At 66.3% G+C, this 15,720-nt stretch carries 18 protein-coding genes, 1 pseudogene and 1 riboswitch; of the genes and pseudogenes, 9 read left to right on the top strand and 10 right to left on the bottom strand.

Annotated elements, in window-relative coordinates:
• The first annotated feature begins 7 nt into the window (after positions 1-7).
• Positions 8-340, top strand: coding sequence for a hypothetical protein (locus tag C8J24_RS05945; protein ID WP_235516396.1), 333 nt, complete (start codon positions 8-10; stop codon positions 338-340).
• A gap of 139 nt (positions 341-479) precedes the next feature.
• Here C8J24_RS05945 and C8J24_RS05940 read toward each other — a convergent pair whose 3' ends face one another.
• The 4 genes from C8J24_RS05940 to crtY all read right to left on the bottom strand — a co-directional run bounded on the left by C8J24_RS05940 (position 480) and on the right by crtY (position 4,978).
• The gene (locus C8J24_RS05940; protein WP_107930955.1) at positions 480-1,427 is read right to left on the bottom strand and encodes a phytoene/squalene synthase family protein; all 948 of its coding nucleotides are present in this window, start codon (positions 1,425-1,427) and stop codon (positions 480-482) included.
• A 135-nt stretch (positions 1,428-1,562) separates the two neighbouring features.
• Positions 1,563-2,144 carry an LOG family protein gene (locus C8J24_RS05935; RefSeq protein WP_107930953.1) on the bottom strand — a complete coding sequence of 194 codons (582 nt, stop codon included), beginning with the start codon at positions 2,142-2,144 and terminating at the stop codon, positions 1,563-1,565.
• 192 nt (positions 2,145-2,336) lie between these two features.
• The gene (locus tag C8J24_RS05930) at positions 2,337-3,815 is read right to left on the bottom strand and encodes a phytoene desaturase (protein WP_107930951.1); all 1,479 of its coding nucleotides are present in this window, start codon (positions 3,813-3,815) and stop codon (positions 2,337-2,339) included.
• A complete protein-coding gene (crtY, locus tag C8J24_RS05925; RefSeq protein WP_031394043.1) occupies positions 3,812-4,978 on the bottom strand; it encodes a lycopene beta-cyclase CrtY in 1,167 nt (388 codons plus the stop codon). Before crtY ends, C8J24_RS05930 begins: the two co-directional genes overlap by 4 nt.
• 235 nt (positions 4,979-5,213) lie before the next feature.
• Between crtY and C8J24_RS05920 the strand changes: the two genes are divergently transcribed.
• Positions 5,214-5,807 (top strand): GNAT family N-acetyltransferase, encoded by a 594-nt coding sequence (locus C8J24_RS05920; protein ID WP_107930948.1) that lies wholly within the window; start codon positions 5,214-5,216, stop codon positions 5,805-5,807.
• A gap of 172 nt (positions 5,808-5,979) precedes the next feature.
• Here C8J24_RS05920 and C8J24_RS05915 read toward each other — a convergent pair whose 3' ends face one another.
• On the bottom strand, positions 5,980-6,399 hold the full coding sequence (locus C8J24_RS05915) for a hypothetical protein (protein WP_107930946.1): 420 nt from the start codon (positions 6,397-6,399) through the stop codon (positions 5,980-5,982).
• A gap of 418 nt (positions 6,400-6,817) precedes the next feature.
• Here C8J24_RS05915 and C8J24_RS05910 point away from each other — a divergent pair.
• From C8J24_RS05910 to thiC, 4 genes and pseudogenes are all read left to right on the top strand, one after another.
• Positions 6,818-7,176 (top strand): annotated as a pseudogene (locus C8J24_RS05910) (sterol desaturase family protein); the annotation flags it as partial.
• On the top strand, positions 7,082-7,531 hold the full coding sequence (locus C8J24_RS05905; protein WP_236559186.1) for a DUF2141 domain-containing protein: 450 nt from the start codon (positions 7,082-7,084) through the stop codon (positions 7,529-7,531). The pseudogene C8J24_RS05910 and the gene C8J24_RS05905, both read left to right, overlap by 95 nt.
• 69 nt (positions 7,532-7,600) lie before the next feature.
• Positions 7,601-8,464, top strand: a complete 864-nt coding sequence (locus C8J24_RS05900) for a MipA/OmpV family protein (protein WP_236701581.1) — start codon at positions 7,601-7,603, stop codon at positions 8,462-8,464.
• Between the two features lie 89 nt (positions 8,465-8,553).
• A riboswitch (TPP riboswitch) is annotated at positions 8,554-8,661 on the top strand.
• A 39-nt stretch (positions 8,662-8,700) separates the two neighbouring features.
• On the top strand, positions 8,701-10,623 hold the full coding sequence (gene thiC, locus C8J24_RS05895; RefSeq protein WP_107930942.1) for a phosphomethylpyrimidine synthase ThiC: 1,923 nt from the start codon (positions 8,701-8,703) through the stop codon (positions 10,621-10,623).
• 56 nt (positions 10,624-10,679) lie between these two features.
• Here the strand turns inward: thiC and C8J24_RS05890 are convergent, their stop codons facing one another.
• Both C8J24_RS05890 and C8J24_RS17970 read right to left on the bottom strand, forming a co-directional pair.
• Positions 10,680-10,985: an alkylphosphonate utilization protein gene (locus tag C8J24_RS05890; RefSeq protein ID WP_031439303.1), complete on the bottom strand. Its 306-nt coding sequence runs from the start codon at positions 10,983-10,985 to the stop codon at positions 10,680-10,682.
• A gap of 25 nt (positions 10,986-11,010) precedes the next feature.
• Positions 11,011-11,136, bottom strand: coding sequence for a hypothetical protein (locus C8J24_RS17970; protein WP_260171387.1), 126 nt, complete (start codon positions 11,134-11,136; stop codon positions 11,011-11,013).
• A gap of 225 nt (positions 11,137-11,361) precedes the next feature.
• Between C8J24_RS17970 and C8J24_RS05885 the strand changes: the two genes are divergently transcribed.
• Both C8J24_RS05885 and C8J24_RS05880 read left to right on the top strand, forming a co-directional pair.
• The gene (locus C8J24_RS05885; RefSeq protein WP_244180441.1) at positions 11,362-11,853 is read left to right on the top strand and encodes a hypothetical protein; all 492 of its coding nucleotides are present in this window, start codon (positions 11,362-11,364) and stop codon (positions 11,851-11,853) included.
• Positions 11,846-12,484, top strand: a complete 639-nt coding sequence (locus C8J24_RS05880) for a YbhB/YbcL family Raf kinase inhibitor-like protein (protein ID WP_056673382.1) — start codon at positions 11,846-11,848, stop codon at positions 12,482-12,484. The genes C8J24_RS05885 and C8J24_RS05880 overlap by 8 nt, the downstream gene beginning before the upstream one ends.
• Before the next feature lie 43 nt (positions 12,485-12,527).
• Here C8J24_RS05880 and C8J24_RS17965 read toward each other — a convergent pair whose 3' ends face one another.
• The 3 genes from C8J24_RS17965 to C8J24_RS05870 all read right to left on the bottom strand — a co-directional run bounded on the left by C8J24_RS17965 (position 12,528) and on the right by C8J24_RS05870 (position 14,628).
• The gene (locus C8J24_RS17965) at positions 12,528-12,656 is read right to left on the bottom strand and encodes a hypothetical protein (protein ID WP_260171388.1); all 129 of its coding nucleotides are present in this window, start codon (positions 12,654-12,656) and stop codon (positions 12,528-12,530) included.
• 335 nt (positions 12,657-12,991) lie between these two features.
• Positions 12,992-14,002, bottom strand: a complete 1,011-nt coding sequence (locus C8J24_RS05875; protein ID WP_311724103.1) for a GGDEF domain-containing protein — start codon at positions 14,000-14,002, stop codon at positions 12,992-12,994.
• A 95-nt stretch (positions 14,003-14,097) separates the two neighbouring features.
• Positions 14,098-14,628 (bottom strand): peroxiredoxin, encoded by a 531-nt coding sequence (locus C8J24_RS05870; RefSeq protein WP_056673387.1) that lies wholly within the window; start codon positions 14,626-14,628, stop codon positions 14,098-14,100.
• A 91-nt stretch (positions 14,629-14,719) separates the two neighbouring features.
• On the opposite strand from C8J24_RS05870, the gene C8J24_RS05865 reads away from it, so the two are divergent.
• Positions 14,720-15,550, top strand: coding sequence for an inositol monophosphatase family protein (locus C8J24_RS05865; RefSeq protein WP_107930936.1), 831 nt, complete (start codon positions 14,720-14,722; stop codon positions 15,548-15,550).
• Positions 15,551-15,720 lie beyond the last annotated feature (170 nt).

The raw sequence follows: 15,720 nt of genomic DNA, 5'->3' as shown, positions 1-15,720 counted from the left end.
TGTAGGCGTGGTCAAGCCCCGGCGAAAGCGGTTGGCGGAACAATCCTGCCACTTCGTCGCTTTTCATACCGTGTCCAACGCCGGGCACGGCGATCCACTGGAGAATGAAATGGAACCGCTGTTCTACGTCATGGCCATCATGGGTTGCAGTGACGGCAATATGAACTGCACCGAGGCACGGGTCGTGCCAGCGCGGTACGAAACGATGGCGCAGTGCCGCGCGGCGCTTCCCGATCAGCTCGCGCAGAACACCGACGTCCCCTATCCAATGATCGGTGCCAACTGCCGCACCGCGGGCGCGCAGATCGCCGTGACAGGCAAGGCCAAGACCCGGGGCTGATATGTTGGTTCGAGCGAGTTTGAGTTCGTCACCTTCGCTCTCTCTTCCCCGTTCGTGCTGAGCGAAGTCGAAGCACAGGTCCCGAACGGAGGCCCTTCGACTTCGCTCAAGGCGAACGGATGAGGGGTGAAAGACTAAGCTATCGCGGTCGTGTCCACAGCCTCGGATCGCGCGGCGTACGCGGATACAACCGCTCCCGCGCCGCCGCCTCCCGCGCGGCTTTCGCGATAAACCCCAGCTTCTGCGCCCCCGACGTCGTAACGCGGTGATCCCAGGCATGCTCGCCACGCGCTGCGACGGTCCGCCCGATGGCGCCATAGATACCGGCCGCGGACAGCACGGCCCAGGCCGATCGGAACGATAGCGCGGGCGTGCCCTCCCGTGCGCTCGCCTCGAACGCCGCCGCGCGGTCCGCCATCCGTTTCGTGAGCACCGCGAGGCGCGCGCGGAATGGCGGCTTCATGTGCTGGCCGGGCGGAAAGTCCATCTCGACGAGCCAGTCTTCGGGCAGGTAGCAGCGCCCGACCCGGTCATCCTCCTCGACATCGCGCATGATGTTGGCAAGCTGGAATGCCATCCCCAGGTCACAGGCGCGGTCGAGTGTGTCCTCGTCGTCGGGATCGACGCCCATCGCGATCGCCATCATGCAGCCGACGACGCCCGCGACATGGTAGCAATATTTGTACAGGTCGTTTTCGGAGCGCGGTCGCCACTCGCGCGCATCGAGCGCGAAGCCCTCGACCAGATCGCGCGCGTACCGTTTGGGCATCCGCGTCTCGGCCGCGACGATCCGCAGCGCGTCGAATGCGGGTTCGCCGACGACCTCGCCCGCCAGCGCCTGCTCGGTCATCGCGGACAGCGTGACGAGCCGTGCCGGGGCATCGTCGACCACGGTCATGCCGTGCCCGTGATCCTGCCCGTCGGCGATATCGTCGCACCGTCGGCACCAGGCGTAGAGCAGCCACGCACGCTCGCGCGTCGGCTTGTCGAACAACAGGCTGGCGGCTGCGAAACTCTTCGAGCCGCGCGCGATCGACTCCTTCGCCGTCGCGACGATCGCTTCGCGGGTGGGGGAGGGGGAGGTCATGCCGCCACCTTTACTAACACCCCGGCGATGGCCGGGGCCCAATCGGAAAGGCCGGAGTAACGACGCGCAACGCTCACCAACTGATGTCCCCCAATTCGCCGGGGTGGTGCAGGTTCAAGTCAGATGCGAAGACGCTCACAGATCCGACGCGTTCATCCGGACGATCGGCTGTGTCGGCACATGCTCCGCCATCCGGTCGAGCAGCAGGTCGAGCGTATCCGCGACGATCAGCAGATCACGGTGCTGCGGTCGCAGGAAGCCGACCTCGCCCATCTTGTCCCAGAACGCGATCAGATGGTCGTAATAGCCCGCGGTGTTGAGCAGCCCGACGGGTTCCGCATGATAGCCGAGCTGCGCCCAACTCAGCGCCTCCCACAGCTCGTCCATCGTGCCCGTACCGCCGGGGATCGTCACGAACCCGTCCGACAGGTCGGTGAACATCTGCTTGCGCTGGTGCATCCCCTGCACGACGTGGAGCTCGGTCAGCCCGCGATGCGCGACTTCGGCATCGACCAGCGCCTGCGGGATCACGCCGATCACCTCGCCGCCACCCGCGAGCGCACCGTCGGCGATCGCGCCCATCAGGCCGGTGCGGCCACCGCCATAGACAAGGCCGATTCCGCGCTCGGCAAAGGTCCGCCCCAGCGCGCGTGCGCCTTCGATATACAGGGGATCAGCCGGCGTCGCCGACCCGCAATACACAGCAAGTCTTTTCATGTGGCCTCGCTAGGGGAAGCGCGCGTGGTGCCGCAAGAAAAGAATGGGTTCGCGCGGAGACGCGGAGGCGCGAAGTTGCAGCAAGGGTCGCGGAGCGACTTTATACCATGATGACGTACAGCCGAGAGGTCTTCCGACCGATAGGCTGGACGCACCATCCCCGCGCCTCCGCGTCTCCGCGCGAACAAACCCTTACTGCTCGCCCTCAAGCATCAGCCGCGCCGTCGCCTTCGCACTCCCGACGACGCCCGGAATCCCCGCCCCCGGGTGAGTCCCCGCACCAACGAAGTACAGGTTCGGGATATGATCGTCGCGGTTGTGCACGCGGAAATAGGCGCTCTGCGTCAGCACCGGCTCGAGCGAGAAGGCCGAGCCCAGATGCGCGTTCAGATCCTGCGCGAAATCCTTCGGCGCATAGCTGAACTTGGTCACGATCCGGTCGTGGATGTCCGGGATCAACCGCCGGCCGATCTCGTCGAGGATCCGCTTCTCCAGGATCGGGCCGATCTCGTCCCAGTCGACCGGGAACTTGCCGAGATGCGGCACCGGCGCGAGCGCGTAGAAGGTCGAATGCCCCTCCGGCGCCAGGCTGGGATCGGTGACGGTCGGGTGGTGAAGATAGAGCGAGAAATCTTCCGCCAGCACGCCGTGATCGTAAATGTCCGACAGCAGCCCCTTATAGCGCGGGCCGAACAGGATCATGTGGTGCGGAATACCCGGCCACGTGCCCTTGATCCCGAAATGCACGACGAACAGCGACGGGCTGTACTTCTTGCGTTCGAGCGACGCCTTGGTCCGCTGTCCGCTGCGCGACGTCGCCAGCAGGTCGCGATAGGTGTGCATGATGTCGCTGTTCGCCGCCACCGCATCCGCCTGGCCCGACCAGCCGCTCGCCGTCGTGACCCCGGTCGCGCGGTCGCCCAGCGTCTCGATCGACGTCACCGGGTCGTCGAGCCGCAGCACGCCGCCCAGCCGTTCGAACTGGGTCACCAGCGCCGCGACCAGCCGGTTGGTGCCGCCCCGCGCGAACCATACGCCGCCATCGCGCTCGAGCTTGTGGATCAGCGCATAGATCGCGCTCGTCGTCATCGGATTGCCGCCGACGAGGAGCGTGTGGAACGAGAGCGCCTCGCGCAGCTTCTCGGACTTCACGAAGCTCGACACGATCGAATAGACCGAGCGCCAGGCCTGGTATTTCGCCAGTGCCGGCGCCGCCTTAATCATCGACCCGAAGTCGAGAAACGCGACATGGCCGAGCTTCTCATAGCCTTCGTGAAACACGCCGGCGGAATAGGCGAGGAACTTTTCATAGCCCGCCCAGTCGCCCGGGTGCAGCTTCTCGATCTCCGCCCGCATCTGCGTATCGTCGTTGGTATAATCGAAATTCGTCCCGTCCGCCCAGTTCAGCCGGTAGAAGGGCAGCACCGGATCGAGCGTCACGTCCGCGCTCATGTCGTGCCCGCTCAGCGCCCATAGCTCGCGCAGGCACTCGGGATCGGTGATGACGGTCGGGCCGGCATCGAAGGTGAAGCCGTCGCGCTCCCAGTAATAACCACGCCCGCCCGGCTTGTCGCGGCTCTCGACGATGGTCGTCTGGACGCCTGCGGATTGCAGCCGGATCGCGAGCGCCAGCCCGCCAAACCCTGCGCCGATGACGATAGCTGTCTTCATGATCTCATACTGCCTGCGATGGCGCGGACGGCGCGCACGATGGGGACGGGGGGCTTGCCGGTCAGGATCCGCGCCTTGTCGGTCATGGTCGAACGTCCGGCATAGAAACGGCCTATCAGCGAAGGGGAGAGGCGATAGAAGCGCTCGAGGATCCGGTAGCGTTCCTCGGGCTCCGCCGCACGGAACAGCATCGTGTCGAGCATCCGGTAGAAACCGCGGCTCTTCCACGTCGCCTGCGCCATCGCATAGGTCGCGTCATGCAGCCGTGCGCCCGAGAAATCCCCCAGCGCCGCAATCATCGACGCGGTCCGCACCGCATCGGGCAGCGAATAGCCGGTGGTCGGGTGGAACATCCCCGCGCGCATCCCCGCCTTGGCGACGCGCGCGCCGGTCGAGCGCCAATAGGCCTCGAAATCGCCGCCCATCGCCACCGGCAGCACGCCCGATTCCTCGCGCTCGATCCGCTTCACCGACCAGCCGCGCTCGGCGACATAGGCGTCGATCCGGTCGCGCAGCACGGGCAGATCGAGATCGGGCGTGTCGCTGTAATAGGTGTCCTCGACGAACATCCGCCGCGCCTTGAATGGCAGGCAATAGACGAAGCGATAGCCGTCGAGCTGTTCGACGCCCGCATCCATGACCATCGGCCGCGGTGCCTTGTGCATCGCGTCGAGCAGCAGCTCGCGTCCGAGAAATTTCTGCCACGCCAGATCGAGCAGCGTGAGGTCGCCCGGCCCGCGCGCGTCGATCACCCCGGTCGCCTCGATCCGGTCGCCGTCGCTCAGCACCACCGCGGTCGCGCTCGCGCCGCTCACCTTGCGGTCGAGCATCAGCGCGTGCGGCGGCAGGACGCGGCGTACCTCGCGGTCGAGCTGGACGCTCTCGATCGAATTGTAACGCGCGTCGATGGTCCGCGCATGCCCTGGAAAGCGCACGTCATAGCCCTGCCAGCCATGCACCACGAGCGGCGCGACGATCCAGCGGTCCGCCGCCGCCACGTCGCTGTCGAAGAACGACCAGAGGTGGTTGCCGCCGACCGTCGGGGCGGCATCGACCAGCCGCACGTCGAGCGCCGGATGCTTCGCTTTGAGCGCCAGCGCGATCATCCCGCCGGCCAGGCCCGCGCCAACGATCGCGACGTCGCAGGAGATCGTCGATGCCATGGCTCCGACTAGCGCAAACCGGCGCCTGCGAAAACAGCCTTTCCCGCCCAATCGCACGCGAAGACAACCTGCATTGCCGGCCCGGCGGCCTCTCCCGCCACCGGGGCGATCCCCCGCACGTCATCGCCTTCCGCTGCCACCACGTGACGGACGCGAAGGGACGGGGGACGTCAGGTCGGGCATGGCGCGCCGCCGCCATCTCCGCCACTATGTCCATGCCAGATCCGGAGCCGCCATGCCCCCCTCACACCCGACCGACGCTTCGCCAGCACCGCACGCCGGCGATCCCGGCCCCCGCCACCCCCAGGCCCCGACGCTGGCCACGTCGCGCCTGACGCTGACCGGCCATGTCCTTGCCGATCTCGACGACTGCGCCGCGATGTGGGCCGACGCCCGCGTCTATGCGATGATCGGCGGCACGCCACGCAGTCGCGAGGAGGTGTGGATCCGGTTGCTCCGGTCGATCGGGCAGTGGACGGCGTTCGGCTATGGCAGCTGGATCGTGCGCGAGACTGTGACCGGCCGGCTGATCGGCGAGATGGGGCTGATCGAAGCGCGGCGCGCGATCCTGCCGCCGATCGACGGTCCCGGTGCGATCGGCCCCGAAATGGGCTGGACCCTGACCGGCGACGCGCAGGGACAGGGTTATGCGTCGGAGGCGATGGCGGCGGTCCTGGCCTGGGCCGACCCGCGCATCGCCGCCACGACCTGCATCATCGACCCCGGCAACGCGCCCTCGCTCCGCCTCGCCGAGCGCCTCGGCTACCGCCTGCGCATCGAGGGTCGTTATCGTGACGCGCCGATCCTGATCCTCGACCGGCGCGCCTGACCTCGGTTCCGGACGCTCGGCGGACAGGTCGAGCGATGCTGGCCGAGGAACTGCGCGGGTTTTTGCGGTACCGGGCAGCCGCAAGTGGTCGCTGCTGCCCGGCACCGTGTGCGCCGCGCGCTCTTTTCCGGATCAGCCGAGAGCGCTCATGGCCATGTTTACGCGCTGGCGATCAGTTCGCCGTGACGTTGACGAACGGGTCATAGCTGTAGGTCTTGTTCGACATCGAGAAGACCACGCTGTATTGGTAGGACCCCGTTGCTGTGCCGTTGTTGATCACACAGGTCCAATAGACGACGCCCGCGGGCGTCGTCTGGTGTTCGAGATTCTGGAATACACTATTCGGCGGGTTCTGCGTGCATTGACCGGTAAACCCGGTGATCGCGATATTGTCGGCGGGATTGATGGGATAGACGGTCCACACCAACGTGTCACCGGCATTGCATGGCGTCGACAACTCGTTGCCACCCTCGGGCGTGCCTTCATAGCCCGTCGTGTCGATCATATACAGACCTTGGGTGATGGTCTGGCCACTGGCCGTCGACTGAGCTGTTTCCACATCCACAGCAATCATGATGTTGATGGTTGCCATATCCTCATCTCCCAAATTTATAGTATCGAGATGGCCTGTCTCTGACATGGCGTCGGACTTTCAAACAGGCGATATCGTCGTAATGGAGCAATGTTCTGCTATCAGGGTCTCAAATCTGTTGACCTGAAAAAAAATATCACATTGGGAGGCGTCAAATAAAGTTCGATAGATGAATTCGTGGCGCTGAATTCTGAAAAATCGATAAAGATATGATGAGGGTCCGGTGTTCCGACATAGAATGGGGCGGCGTTAGGTTTGCAGGCGCACAGGCCGTCGTGCTTTGCAGCCGCGTACCCGGATGCCGCCGGTTTCGATCATTTTGCGGGGGCGATAGACTAGAGTCAGTGCAAACAGGTGGAGCACCGGCCGGGCGTGGTCGACCGAGGGTCTGAATGGCAACGGCGTTCGATCCGGTCCCGGCGCTGTGATAATTCCGCTACGGGTCATTGCGATTCCGACCCTGGCGGTGCGCTCGGTTTGGCTCTGACGGTCATGACCGTTATGGAGGGGGCCAATCCGATGGGCCGGGAGGTTTTTCCCCGGTTCATGTGGAGGGGAGCATTGGGGACATGGCTGATCACGGCCAGCCACCATCAGCCACATCATGAACGATACAGGTGCAATTATGAGCTCATTTTCCGGTTCTGGGATCGGCTCTGCGGCACCGACCGGGAGCTCGGCGATGTCCGCAGATCGCATGCCAAGGCTGCCGCGCGTGCTGGCCGCGGCGGCGCTCTGGGCCGTTCTGGCGGCGGCGAGCCCGGTCACGCGGCTTGACGTCGAGGTCGACAATCTTCGCTCGGCCAAGGGCTTGATCCGTATCTGTCTGACCGCCGACCCCGATAATTTCCCCGCCTGTGTCGACGATGCCAAGGCGCTGACCCGGACCCTGCCCGCCGCGGTCCGGACGACGAGCTTTCCGGGCCTGCCGCAGCGCGGCTATGCGCTGGCGATCATCCATGACGAGAACAGCAACTCCAAGCTCGACACGATCGCGGGCATCCCGCGCGAGGGCTATGGCTTCTCGAACAACGCGGCGGTACGCTTCGGACCGCCGCGCTTTTCCGCGGCACGGTTCATGCTCGCCGGTGATGCCGAAATGCAACAGGTCAGGATGCGTTACATCTTCTGACGGATTGCAACGGACCGAATGGGGTTGCCCCGCGTTGCGCGGTGGAACCTTTTTGTCCGGAGCCCGTCCTTGCGCGCATTCTCACTCGTTCTGACTGCCGCAACCGCGGCCGTCGCCCTCGCCACGCCGGCACTTGCGCAGACGGATCCCAATCCGACCCCGCCAATCACCGATCCCGCCGACAACAACCGCATCACGCTGGGGCTCGGCGTCGCGTCGCTTCCCGATTACGAGGGTGCGGACAGCAACAGCTTCACCCCCGGCGCGGTCGCGATCGGCACGATCCGCGGGCATGACTTCTTCACGCGCGGTACGCAGCTCTACGTGAACCTGATCCCCAATACCGGGTCGGTCGGGATCAACTACGAAGTCGGCGTTATCGCCGCCGTCCGCACCGATCGCACGGGCCGGGTCGACAACCGGCAGGTCCGCGCGCTCGGCAAGATCGACACGGCCTATGAAGTCGGCGGCTTCGTCGGCATCGGCAAGACCGGCGTCATCACCAGCGATTACGACACGCTGACCGCGCGTGTCGCCTATATCCACGACGTGTCGGGCACGCACGACAGCTATGTCATCACCCCGCAGGTCAACTACACCACGCCGCTGTCGGTCCGCACCCTGGTCGCCTTCGGCCTGTCGGCGGATTATGCAGGCAAGGGCTTTGGCCGGACCTATGCCGCGGTCACGCCGATCGGCACGATCAACAGCGGTCTGCGCACCTATGACATCAACGACAGCGGCTTCCGCCGGGTCAACGTCTCCGCGTTTGCTTTGCAGAGCCTGTCGGGCGATCTGCGCCGCGGCTTCGGCGTCGGCGCAGGGGTGCTCTACGGCCGCATGCTCGGCAAGTACAAGGACAGCCCGATCGTCGCGGACGTCGGCGATGCCGACCAGTGGCTCGGCGCGGTGGGCCTGACCTACACCTTCTGATCGCAACCCGCCGATCGATCCGAAACCCCGTGCGGCCCGGCCGTGCGGGGTTTTTCCGTTTGCGCCCCCGTCCGTTGCGCCTATGCTCGCCCTACCCCGGGGGAGCGCCGATCCGCGCTTGAGAGGAAGGCAGGAGCCTTCGACCCGCTGAACCTGATCCGGTTGATACCGGCGGAGGGAGGGAGCGGTCGCCACAGAACCGCATGCCTTGCTCCGAGACCTTTAGGAGCAAGCGCATGGCCGATTACGATCCCCGCATCCCGACCGCCGACATCGGCGTCACCACCGGCCCGATCCGCGGCTCGCGCAAGATCCATGTCGCGGTGCCCTCCAGCCCCGACGTCCGCGTCGCGATGCGCGAGATCGTGCTCGACCCGAGCTGTTCCGAGCAGCCCTTGCGCGTCTACGACACCAGCGGTCCGTACACCGACCCCAGGGCGACGATCGACATGAACGCCGGCCTGCCGCAACTCCGCCGCCAGTGGATCGAGGCGCGCGGCGATGTCGAGAGCTACGACGCGCGGGAGATCCGGCCCGAGGACAATGGCCAGCTCGGCCCCGACCGCTCGGGCGGCGTCCCGCAATTCCCCGGCAGCATTGCACGCCCGTTGCGCGCCAGGGCCGGCGCCAATGTCAGCCAGATGCACTATGCCCGCCGCGGCATCATCACGCCCGAGATGGAATATGTCGCGACCCGCGAGAATCTCGGCCGCGCGATGCTGAAAGAGTATAAGCGCGACGGCGAGAGCTTCGGTGCGTCGATCCCCGACTTCGTCACCCCCGAATTCGTCCGCGACGAGGTCGCGCGCGGCCGCGCGATCATCCCCAACAACGTCAATCACCCCGAATCCGAGCCGATGGCGATCGGCCGCAACTTCCTGGTCAAGATCAACGCCAATATCGGCAACTCCGCGGTCGCGTCGAACGTCGCCGCCGAGGTCGACAAGCTCGTCTGGTCGATCCGCTGGGGCGCCGACACGGTGATGGACCTGAGCACCGGCCGCAACATCCACGACACGCGTGAATGGATCCTGCGCAACAGCCCCGTGCCGATCGGCACCGTGCCGATCTACCAGGCGCTCGAAAAGGTCGGCGGCGTCGCCGAGGAGCTGACGTGGGAGATCTTCCGCGACACGCTGATCGAACAGGCGGAGCAGGGCGTCGATTACTTCACGATCCACGCTGGCGTGCGCCTCGCCTATATCCCGATGACCGCCAAGCGGGTCACCGGCATCGTCTCGCGCGGCGGCTCGATCATGGCGAAATGGTGCCTCAGCCACCACAAGGAGAGCTTCCTCTACGAGCGCTTCGACGAGATCACCGAGATCATGAAGGCGTATGACATCGCCTATTCGCTCGGCGACGGGCTGCGCCCCGGCAGCATCGCCGACGCGAACGACGAGGCGCAGTTCAGCGAGCTCTACACGCTCGGCGAACTGACCCACCGCGCATGGAAGAGCGACGTCCAGGTGATGATCGAGGGCCCCGGCCATGTGCCGATGCACAAGATCAAGGAAAACATGGAAAAGCAGCTCGAGGTCTGCGGCGAGGCGCCCTTCTATACCTTGGGGCCGCTCACCACCGACATCGCGCCGGGTTATGACCATATCACCAGCGGGATCGGCGCGGCGCAGATCGGCTGGTACGGCACCGCAATGCTTTGCTACGTGACGCCCAAGGAGCATCTCGGCCTTCCTGACCGCGACGACGTGAAGGTCGGCGTCGTCACCTACAAGCTCGCCGCACACGCCGCCGATCTGGCGAAGGGGCATCCCGCCGCGCAGATGCGCGACGATGCGTTGAGCCGCGCGCGCTTCGAATTCCGCTGGCGCGATCAGTTCAACCTGAGCCTCGACCCCGATACGGCCGAGCAATATCACGACCAGACGCTTCCCGCAGAAGGCGCCAAGACCGCGCATTTCTGTTCGATGTGCGGTCCCAAATTCTGCTCGATGAAGATCACGCAGGAGGTGAGGGACTTCGCCGCCAAACAGAACGGCCCCGCCGACACGTTCCTCGCAGCCGATGTCAATCAGACCGACGCCAACCGCGCGATCTTTGCCAAGGGCGCGCATGCCGACGCGGAAAAGGGCATGGCGGAAATGAGCGAGAGGTTCCGCGAGAAGGGCAGCGAGATCTACCTTCCCGCAGACGTCTGATCCGCCACACCCCGAACTCCTCCCCCTGGCGGGGGGAGGATCAGGGGGTACGTCCGTTACCGCTTGCGCACGAACTCCGCGCGCAGCACCAGACCCTTGATCCCCTCGTAGCGACAGTCGATCTCCTGCGCGTCACCGGTCAGGCGGATCGCCTTGATCAGCGTGCCGCGCTTGAGCGTCTGGCCCGCGCCCTTGACGGTCAGGTCCTTGATCAGCGTCACCTGGTCGCCGTCCGCCAGCACGTTGCCGACCGAGTCGCGGACCACGACCGTGTCGTCGTCCGCCGCGCGGGTCGTGGATGCGGCGTCGGCGGCGACCCATTCGCCGCTGGCCTCGTCATAGACGTAATCGTCGTCCGCCATCGTCATCGTCCTGTTTCGTGCCGGATCACTTGAGCGTCGTCATCTCGACGGGCTTGCCCTTGGTCGTCGGGTTCGACGCGTTCGCCTTGGGCTCCTTCTCGGCCTTCGGCTTGCGGACTTCCTTGTTCGATTTCTTCTGGCTCTTGGCCATGATGCTGCCCTTCCGGCGGGGCGGAGCGCCCCGGGACGGCGACGATACACGCTTGCACTCGCGCATACCCGTAGATTCGGATCGCCAGATCGCCCCGGCAGTGCGGGCATCGCGGGCAACCTCGGCCCGGTCGGCGCGTTGGGATGAAAAGAGCATGAGGGGGCTGCGATGCATATCGGATCCGGGGCTGCGCCAATCACCCTGTCGCTGCGCGCTGGGATAGCAATGCTTGCCATGGCCGTGTCAGGCTGCAGTGCGGGCGACGATTCCCAGCAGACCGCTGCGGTCACCAATTTCACGCCGCCTGCCACGCGGACGCCGACCCCCGTGGCGGGGCAGGCGCAGACCACGCCGCTCACCGCCTATGTCGGCAAATATCCGCATGACGCGGTCGATGGCGTCGATTTCTTCGATCGCACCGAGGTGGCCGGCGGGTTGCTCGCGGTGGTCGACGATGCCCGGCTGCGGTTGCTGATCCGTGGGCGTTCGGGGCCGCAGACGCCGATCTTCCAACGGGGCAGGCGCATCGCCTCCTGGGGGTGCGAGGCGCATAACTGCGGCGATCACAACTGGATGGTCGCGATCGATCCGGCGGGTGGGACAGCGCAGGCCTGTTATCACGATGCCGGCACGATGCGCGATCAGAGCCGCTGGTATGCCGATGGCGCACCGGTCCTGCGCCCTGGCGCCTGTCCTTCGGAGGGTAACGATGCTTGAACACATGCCTGCCTGGCTCGGCCACGCACTTAAAGGATTGCGCGCTGGTGCCGACGCGTTGGTGATCGCCCGGTCCGGTCTCGGGTCGGGCGCGCAGGCCGGCACGGGGTTCGCGACGCTCGACCTGACCAGCCCCGCCTTTGCGCATGAGGGGCGGTTGCCGCCCCGGTTCACCGCCGATGGTGACGGGGTGTCGCCGCCGCTCCTCTGGAGCGCGCCGCCTGCGGGCACCGCCGCACTCGCGCTGATCGTCGAGGATGCGGATGCGCCGACGCCGCAACCGCTGGTTCACGCGATTGTCTGGCATATCGCTGCCGATCGGCTGCGACTGGCCGAGGGCGCGATCACGGCCGACGGCGCAGGGACGCCCGACGGCGATGTCGGGCGCAATTCCTATCTACGCGAAGGCTGGCTGCCGCCCGATCCGCCGACCGGGCATGGCGAACATCGTTATGCCTTCCAGCTTTTCGCGCTCGATGCGGCGCTGGGCGATCCAGGCGTGTCACCGGGCCGCACCGCGCTGGTCGAGGCGATGTCGGGACATGTGCTCGCGGCGGGGTTGCTGATCGGGACCTATTCGCGCGAGGAGGCCGCGCCCGTCGGCCCTGCTTCATCGGCCATGCCGGCCTGACCGCGATCCGCGCCTGGCGGGCAGGGATCCGCCACGCTGCCGGTCAGGCGAACGCTGCGGCGTGGGTCGCGATCAGCAGGACGGTGGTCGAGAAGGCGACGATGCAGACGAGCAGGCCGGGGTCCCGCGCCCGATCGGGCCGCGATTGGGCGCGATGGAGATGACGAAGCATGATGCAGTCTCCGCAGTCAGGCCAGATCACGCGATCGGGATGATCGGCGTCGCTGCGCTGATCGCGATGCCGGCGAAGACCAGCGCCCCGGCGAACGAGAGGAGGATGCGCTTGGCGGATTCGAAATGGATCGAGGACATGGTGGCTTCCCTTCGGTGATGGCGGCGTCCGGAACATCCGGCTGCCGATATCCCCTGCTTTGCACACCCCGTGCCAGTTCCGTATCCGGCTGAATTAGCGCAGTTTTTCGCTGCAGGCACGCAGCAGTTGGGATTTTGCGCCACACTTATCCGGTGAACGGCGCCAAGGATCGGTGCCGCGGACCGCCGCGAGGATCAGGCGGCGCAGATCCGGTCGCGCCCGTCGCCCTTGGCAGTGTAGAGGAGCCGGTCGGCGCGGGCGAACGCGCTCTCGGCGGCTTCGTCCGCGTGGATCGCGGTTACGCCTGCAGAGAAGGTGATCTGGCCGAGCGGCGAATCGGTCTCGCGGTTGCGGAAGCGTTTGGCGGCGACGATTGCGCGGACCGAATCGAGAAGGCGCGCGGCGTCGCTCAGGCTGACGCCGCACAACAGCACCGCAAACTCCTCGCCGCCGTGCCGCACGACGAGATGCCCCTCGCACCCCGCCGCGATCATCTGGCCGATCGCGGTCAGCACCCGGTCGCCGACGCCGTGGCCGAACGCGTCGTTGACTCGCTTGAACCGGTCGACGTCGCATACCGCCAGGCAATAGGGGCCCTTGTCCGCGTCGCGTGCGCCGAACGCCTCGTCGAACGCGCGTCGGTTGGGCAGGCCGGTCAGCGTGTCGCGTCGTGCGCTGTCGCGCGCTTCGATCAGCTTGGCGCGCAGGACGTCGGTCTCGTGCTTCGCCTTGGCCAGCCGCACCTCCGACTCACGGATCCGGCCGATCATCGCGGTGGTGATCCGCGTGATCTCGTCGATCTCGGCTAGTCCCGGCGAGGTCGTGATCGCTGCCGCGCTTTCCGCCAGGTCATGGCCGAAGCCGCGGGTCTCGGCGTGGATGCTGTGCATGATCGTCGCGAACCCGTCGACATACTCCTGCGTCTCGGCGACCAGCCGGTCCGCCTGCCCTTCGCGTTGCGCGGGATCGCACGGGCCGTCGTGATCGACCACCGCAGAGGGCTCGGTGACCTGTCCGCCAAGCGCCTCGATATCCCTGCGCAGCAGCCGGACGCCGCCCTCGGTCAATTGCGCAACCTGCGCCGCGAGCGGGCCGTCGGGTGCCGACAGCACGGCATGCGCGAACGCATAATGCGACGGATCCGGACGCAACCGGTGCTTACGGAGGAATCGGCCGATCTGGTCGAACAGGTCCTCCGTGCTCACCTGTTGTGCGCCCTGCGCGTCCCGCATGTCATTTGCCCCCGTTTCGCCCCCGGAATAGAACGACAAAGGTTAGCAACGCGTGACGATTTGCAAGCCTATCGGCGGTTAAGCGTCTCGACTGCGGCCAGCGTCGAACTAACATGCTCGGCCGGGTTCATGTCGTCGTGAACAAAGGCGACCCGGCCGTCGCGGCCGATCACGTAACTGGTGCGCTTCGTGACATTGCGTCCCATCACTTGCTTGCCGAGCGCGACGTCATAGCCCGCGACGACCTTCGGCCCTGCACTTGCGACCGCGAACTTGCCCGCGCATTTCTCCGCCGAGAATTTGCTCAGCGTCTCGACGTTGTCCGCCGACATGCCGATCACCGTCGCGCCGGCCTTCTTGAACGCGGGGACCGCTTCGGCAAAGGCATGCGCCTCGGCATTGCAGCCGCCGGTATAGGCCGCGGGGAAGAAGTAGAGGACGACAGGGCCCTTCTTCAGCTGTTCGGCGAGGTGGACCGTGAACACCTTGCCGGCGATCGCGCCGCGCGTGGTGAAGTCGGGCGCCTTCGCACCGGGCGCGAGCGCCGCGACTGCGGGGGTGGCGAGGAGGAGGGCGGCAAGGGTCGGGACAAGGCGCATGGGGCTATACTCCGGTATGATCGCAGTGACGTACGCCCGCTCGCGGCATCCGTCCATTGCTCGCGCCGTACCGTATCGATAGGCAGGGCAGATGCCAGTGACCCAAGCCGATATCGACCTCGCGCACCGCCTCGCGGATGCCGCGGGCCACGTCATCCGACCCTATTTCCGCCACGAGCACGGCGTCGAGATCAAGGACGACCAGTCCCCCGTCACCCGCGCCGACCGCGAGGCCGAATCGGCGATGCGCCGGCTGCTCGACGCCGAACGCTCGGGCGACGGTATCGTCGGCGAGGAGTTTGGCGAGAAGACCGGCGTCACCAACCGCAAATGGGTGCTCGACCCGATCGACGGCACGCGCAGCTTCACCGTCGGCCGCGCGATCTTCGGCACGCTGATCGCGCTGGTCGAGGATGGCTGGCCGGTGCTCGGGATCATCGACCAGCCGGTCCAGCGCGAACGCTGGGTCGGCGTCGCGGGGCGTCCGACGACGCTGAACGGCGTGCCGGTGCGCACCCGGGTCTGTCGCGAGCTGGCGGGATCGACGATCGCGACGACCAGCCCGCATCTGTTCGGCGAGGCTGACGTCCCGCATTACCTAGCGCTCGTCGCGGCGATCTCGGGCGGCAATCCGCGCCAGGGGCCGGTCTATGGCGGCGACTGCTATAATTACGGGCTGCTCGCGAGCGGGCATCTCGACGTCGTCTGCGAATCGGGTCTCCAGCTCTACGACTTCGCCGCGCTGGTCCCGGTCGTCGAAGGCGCCGGCGGGATGATGTGCGACTGGAACGGCGACCCGCTGACCGCCGACAGCGAAGGCCATGTGCTCGCGATCGGCGATCCGGCGCGGCTGGACGACGTGCTCGAGGCGATGCACCGGATCACGGGTGATGCGCATGACCATGGCGATCACGACCACTGAGACCGTCTTGGCGGGAAGGCGGGCGTTACGCCTCGCACCTAGTCCCATATCCGTCATCCCGGCGAAAGCCGGGACCCATGGACACGGCACGGTCGCTAACCGCACTGGCTGAAACCATGGGCCCCGGCTTTCGCCGGGATGACGGGGGCCAGTAAGGTAAGGCGCGCGGC

It is taken from the genome of Sphingomonas aerolata (assembly GCF_003046295.1).
GTDB lineage: Bacteria > Pseudomonadota > Alphaproteobacteria > Sphingomonadales > Sphingomonadaceae > Sphingomonas > Sphingomonas aerolata.
The sequence above is the reverse complement of the archived record's forward strand: the minus strand, read 5'-3'. Positions and strand labels throughout refer to the sequence as shown.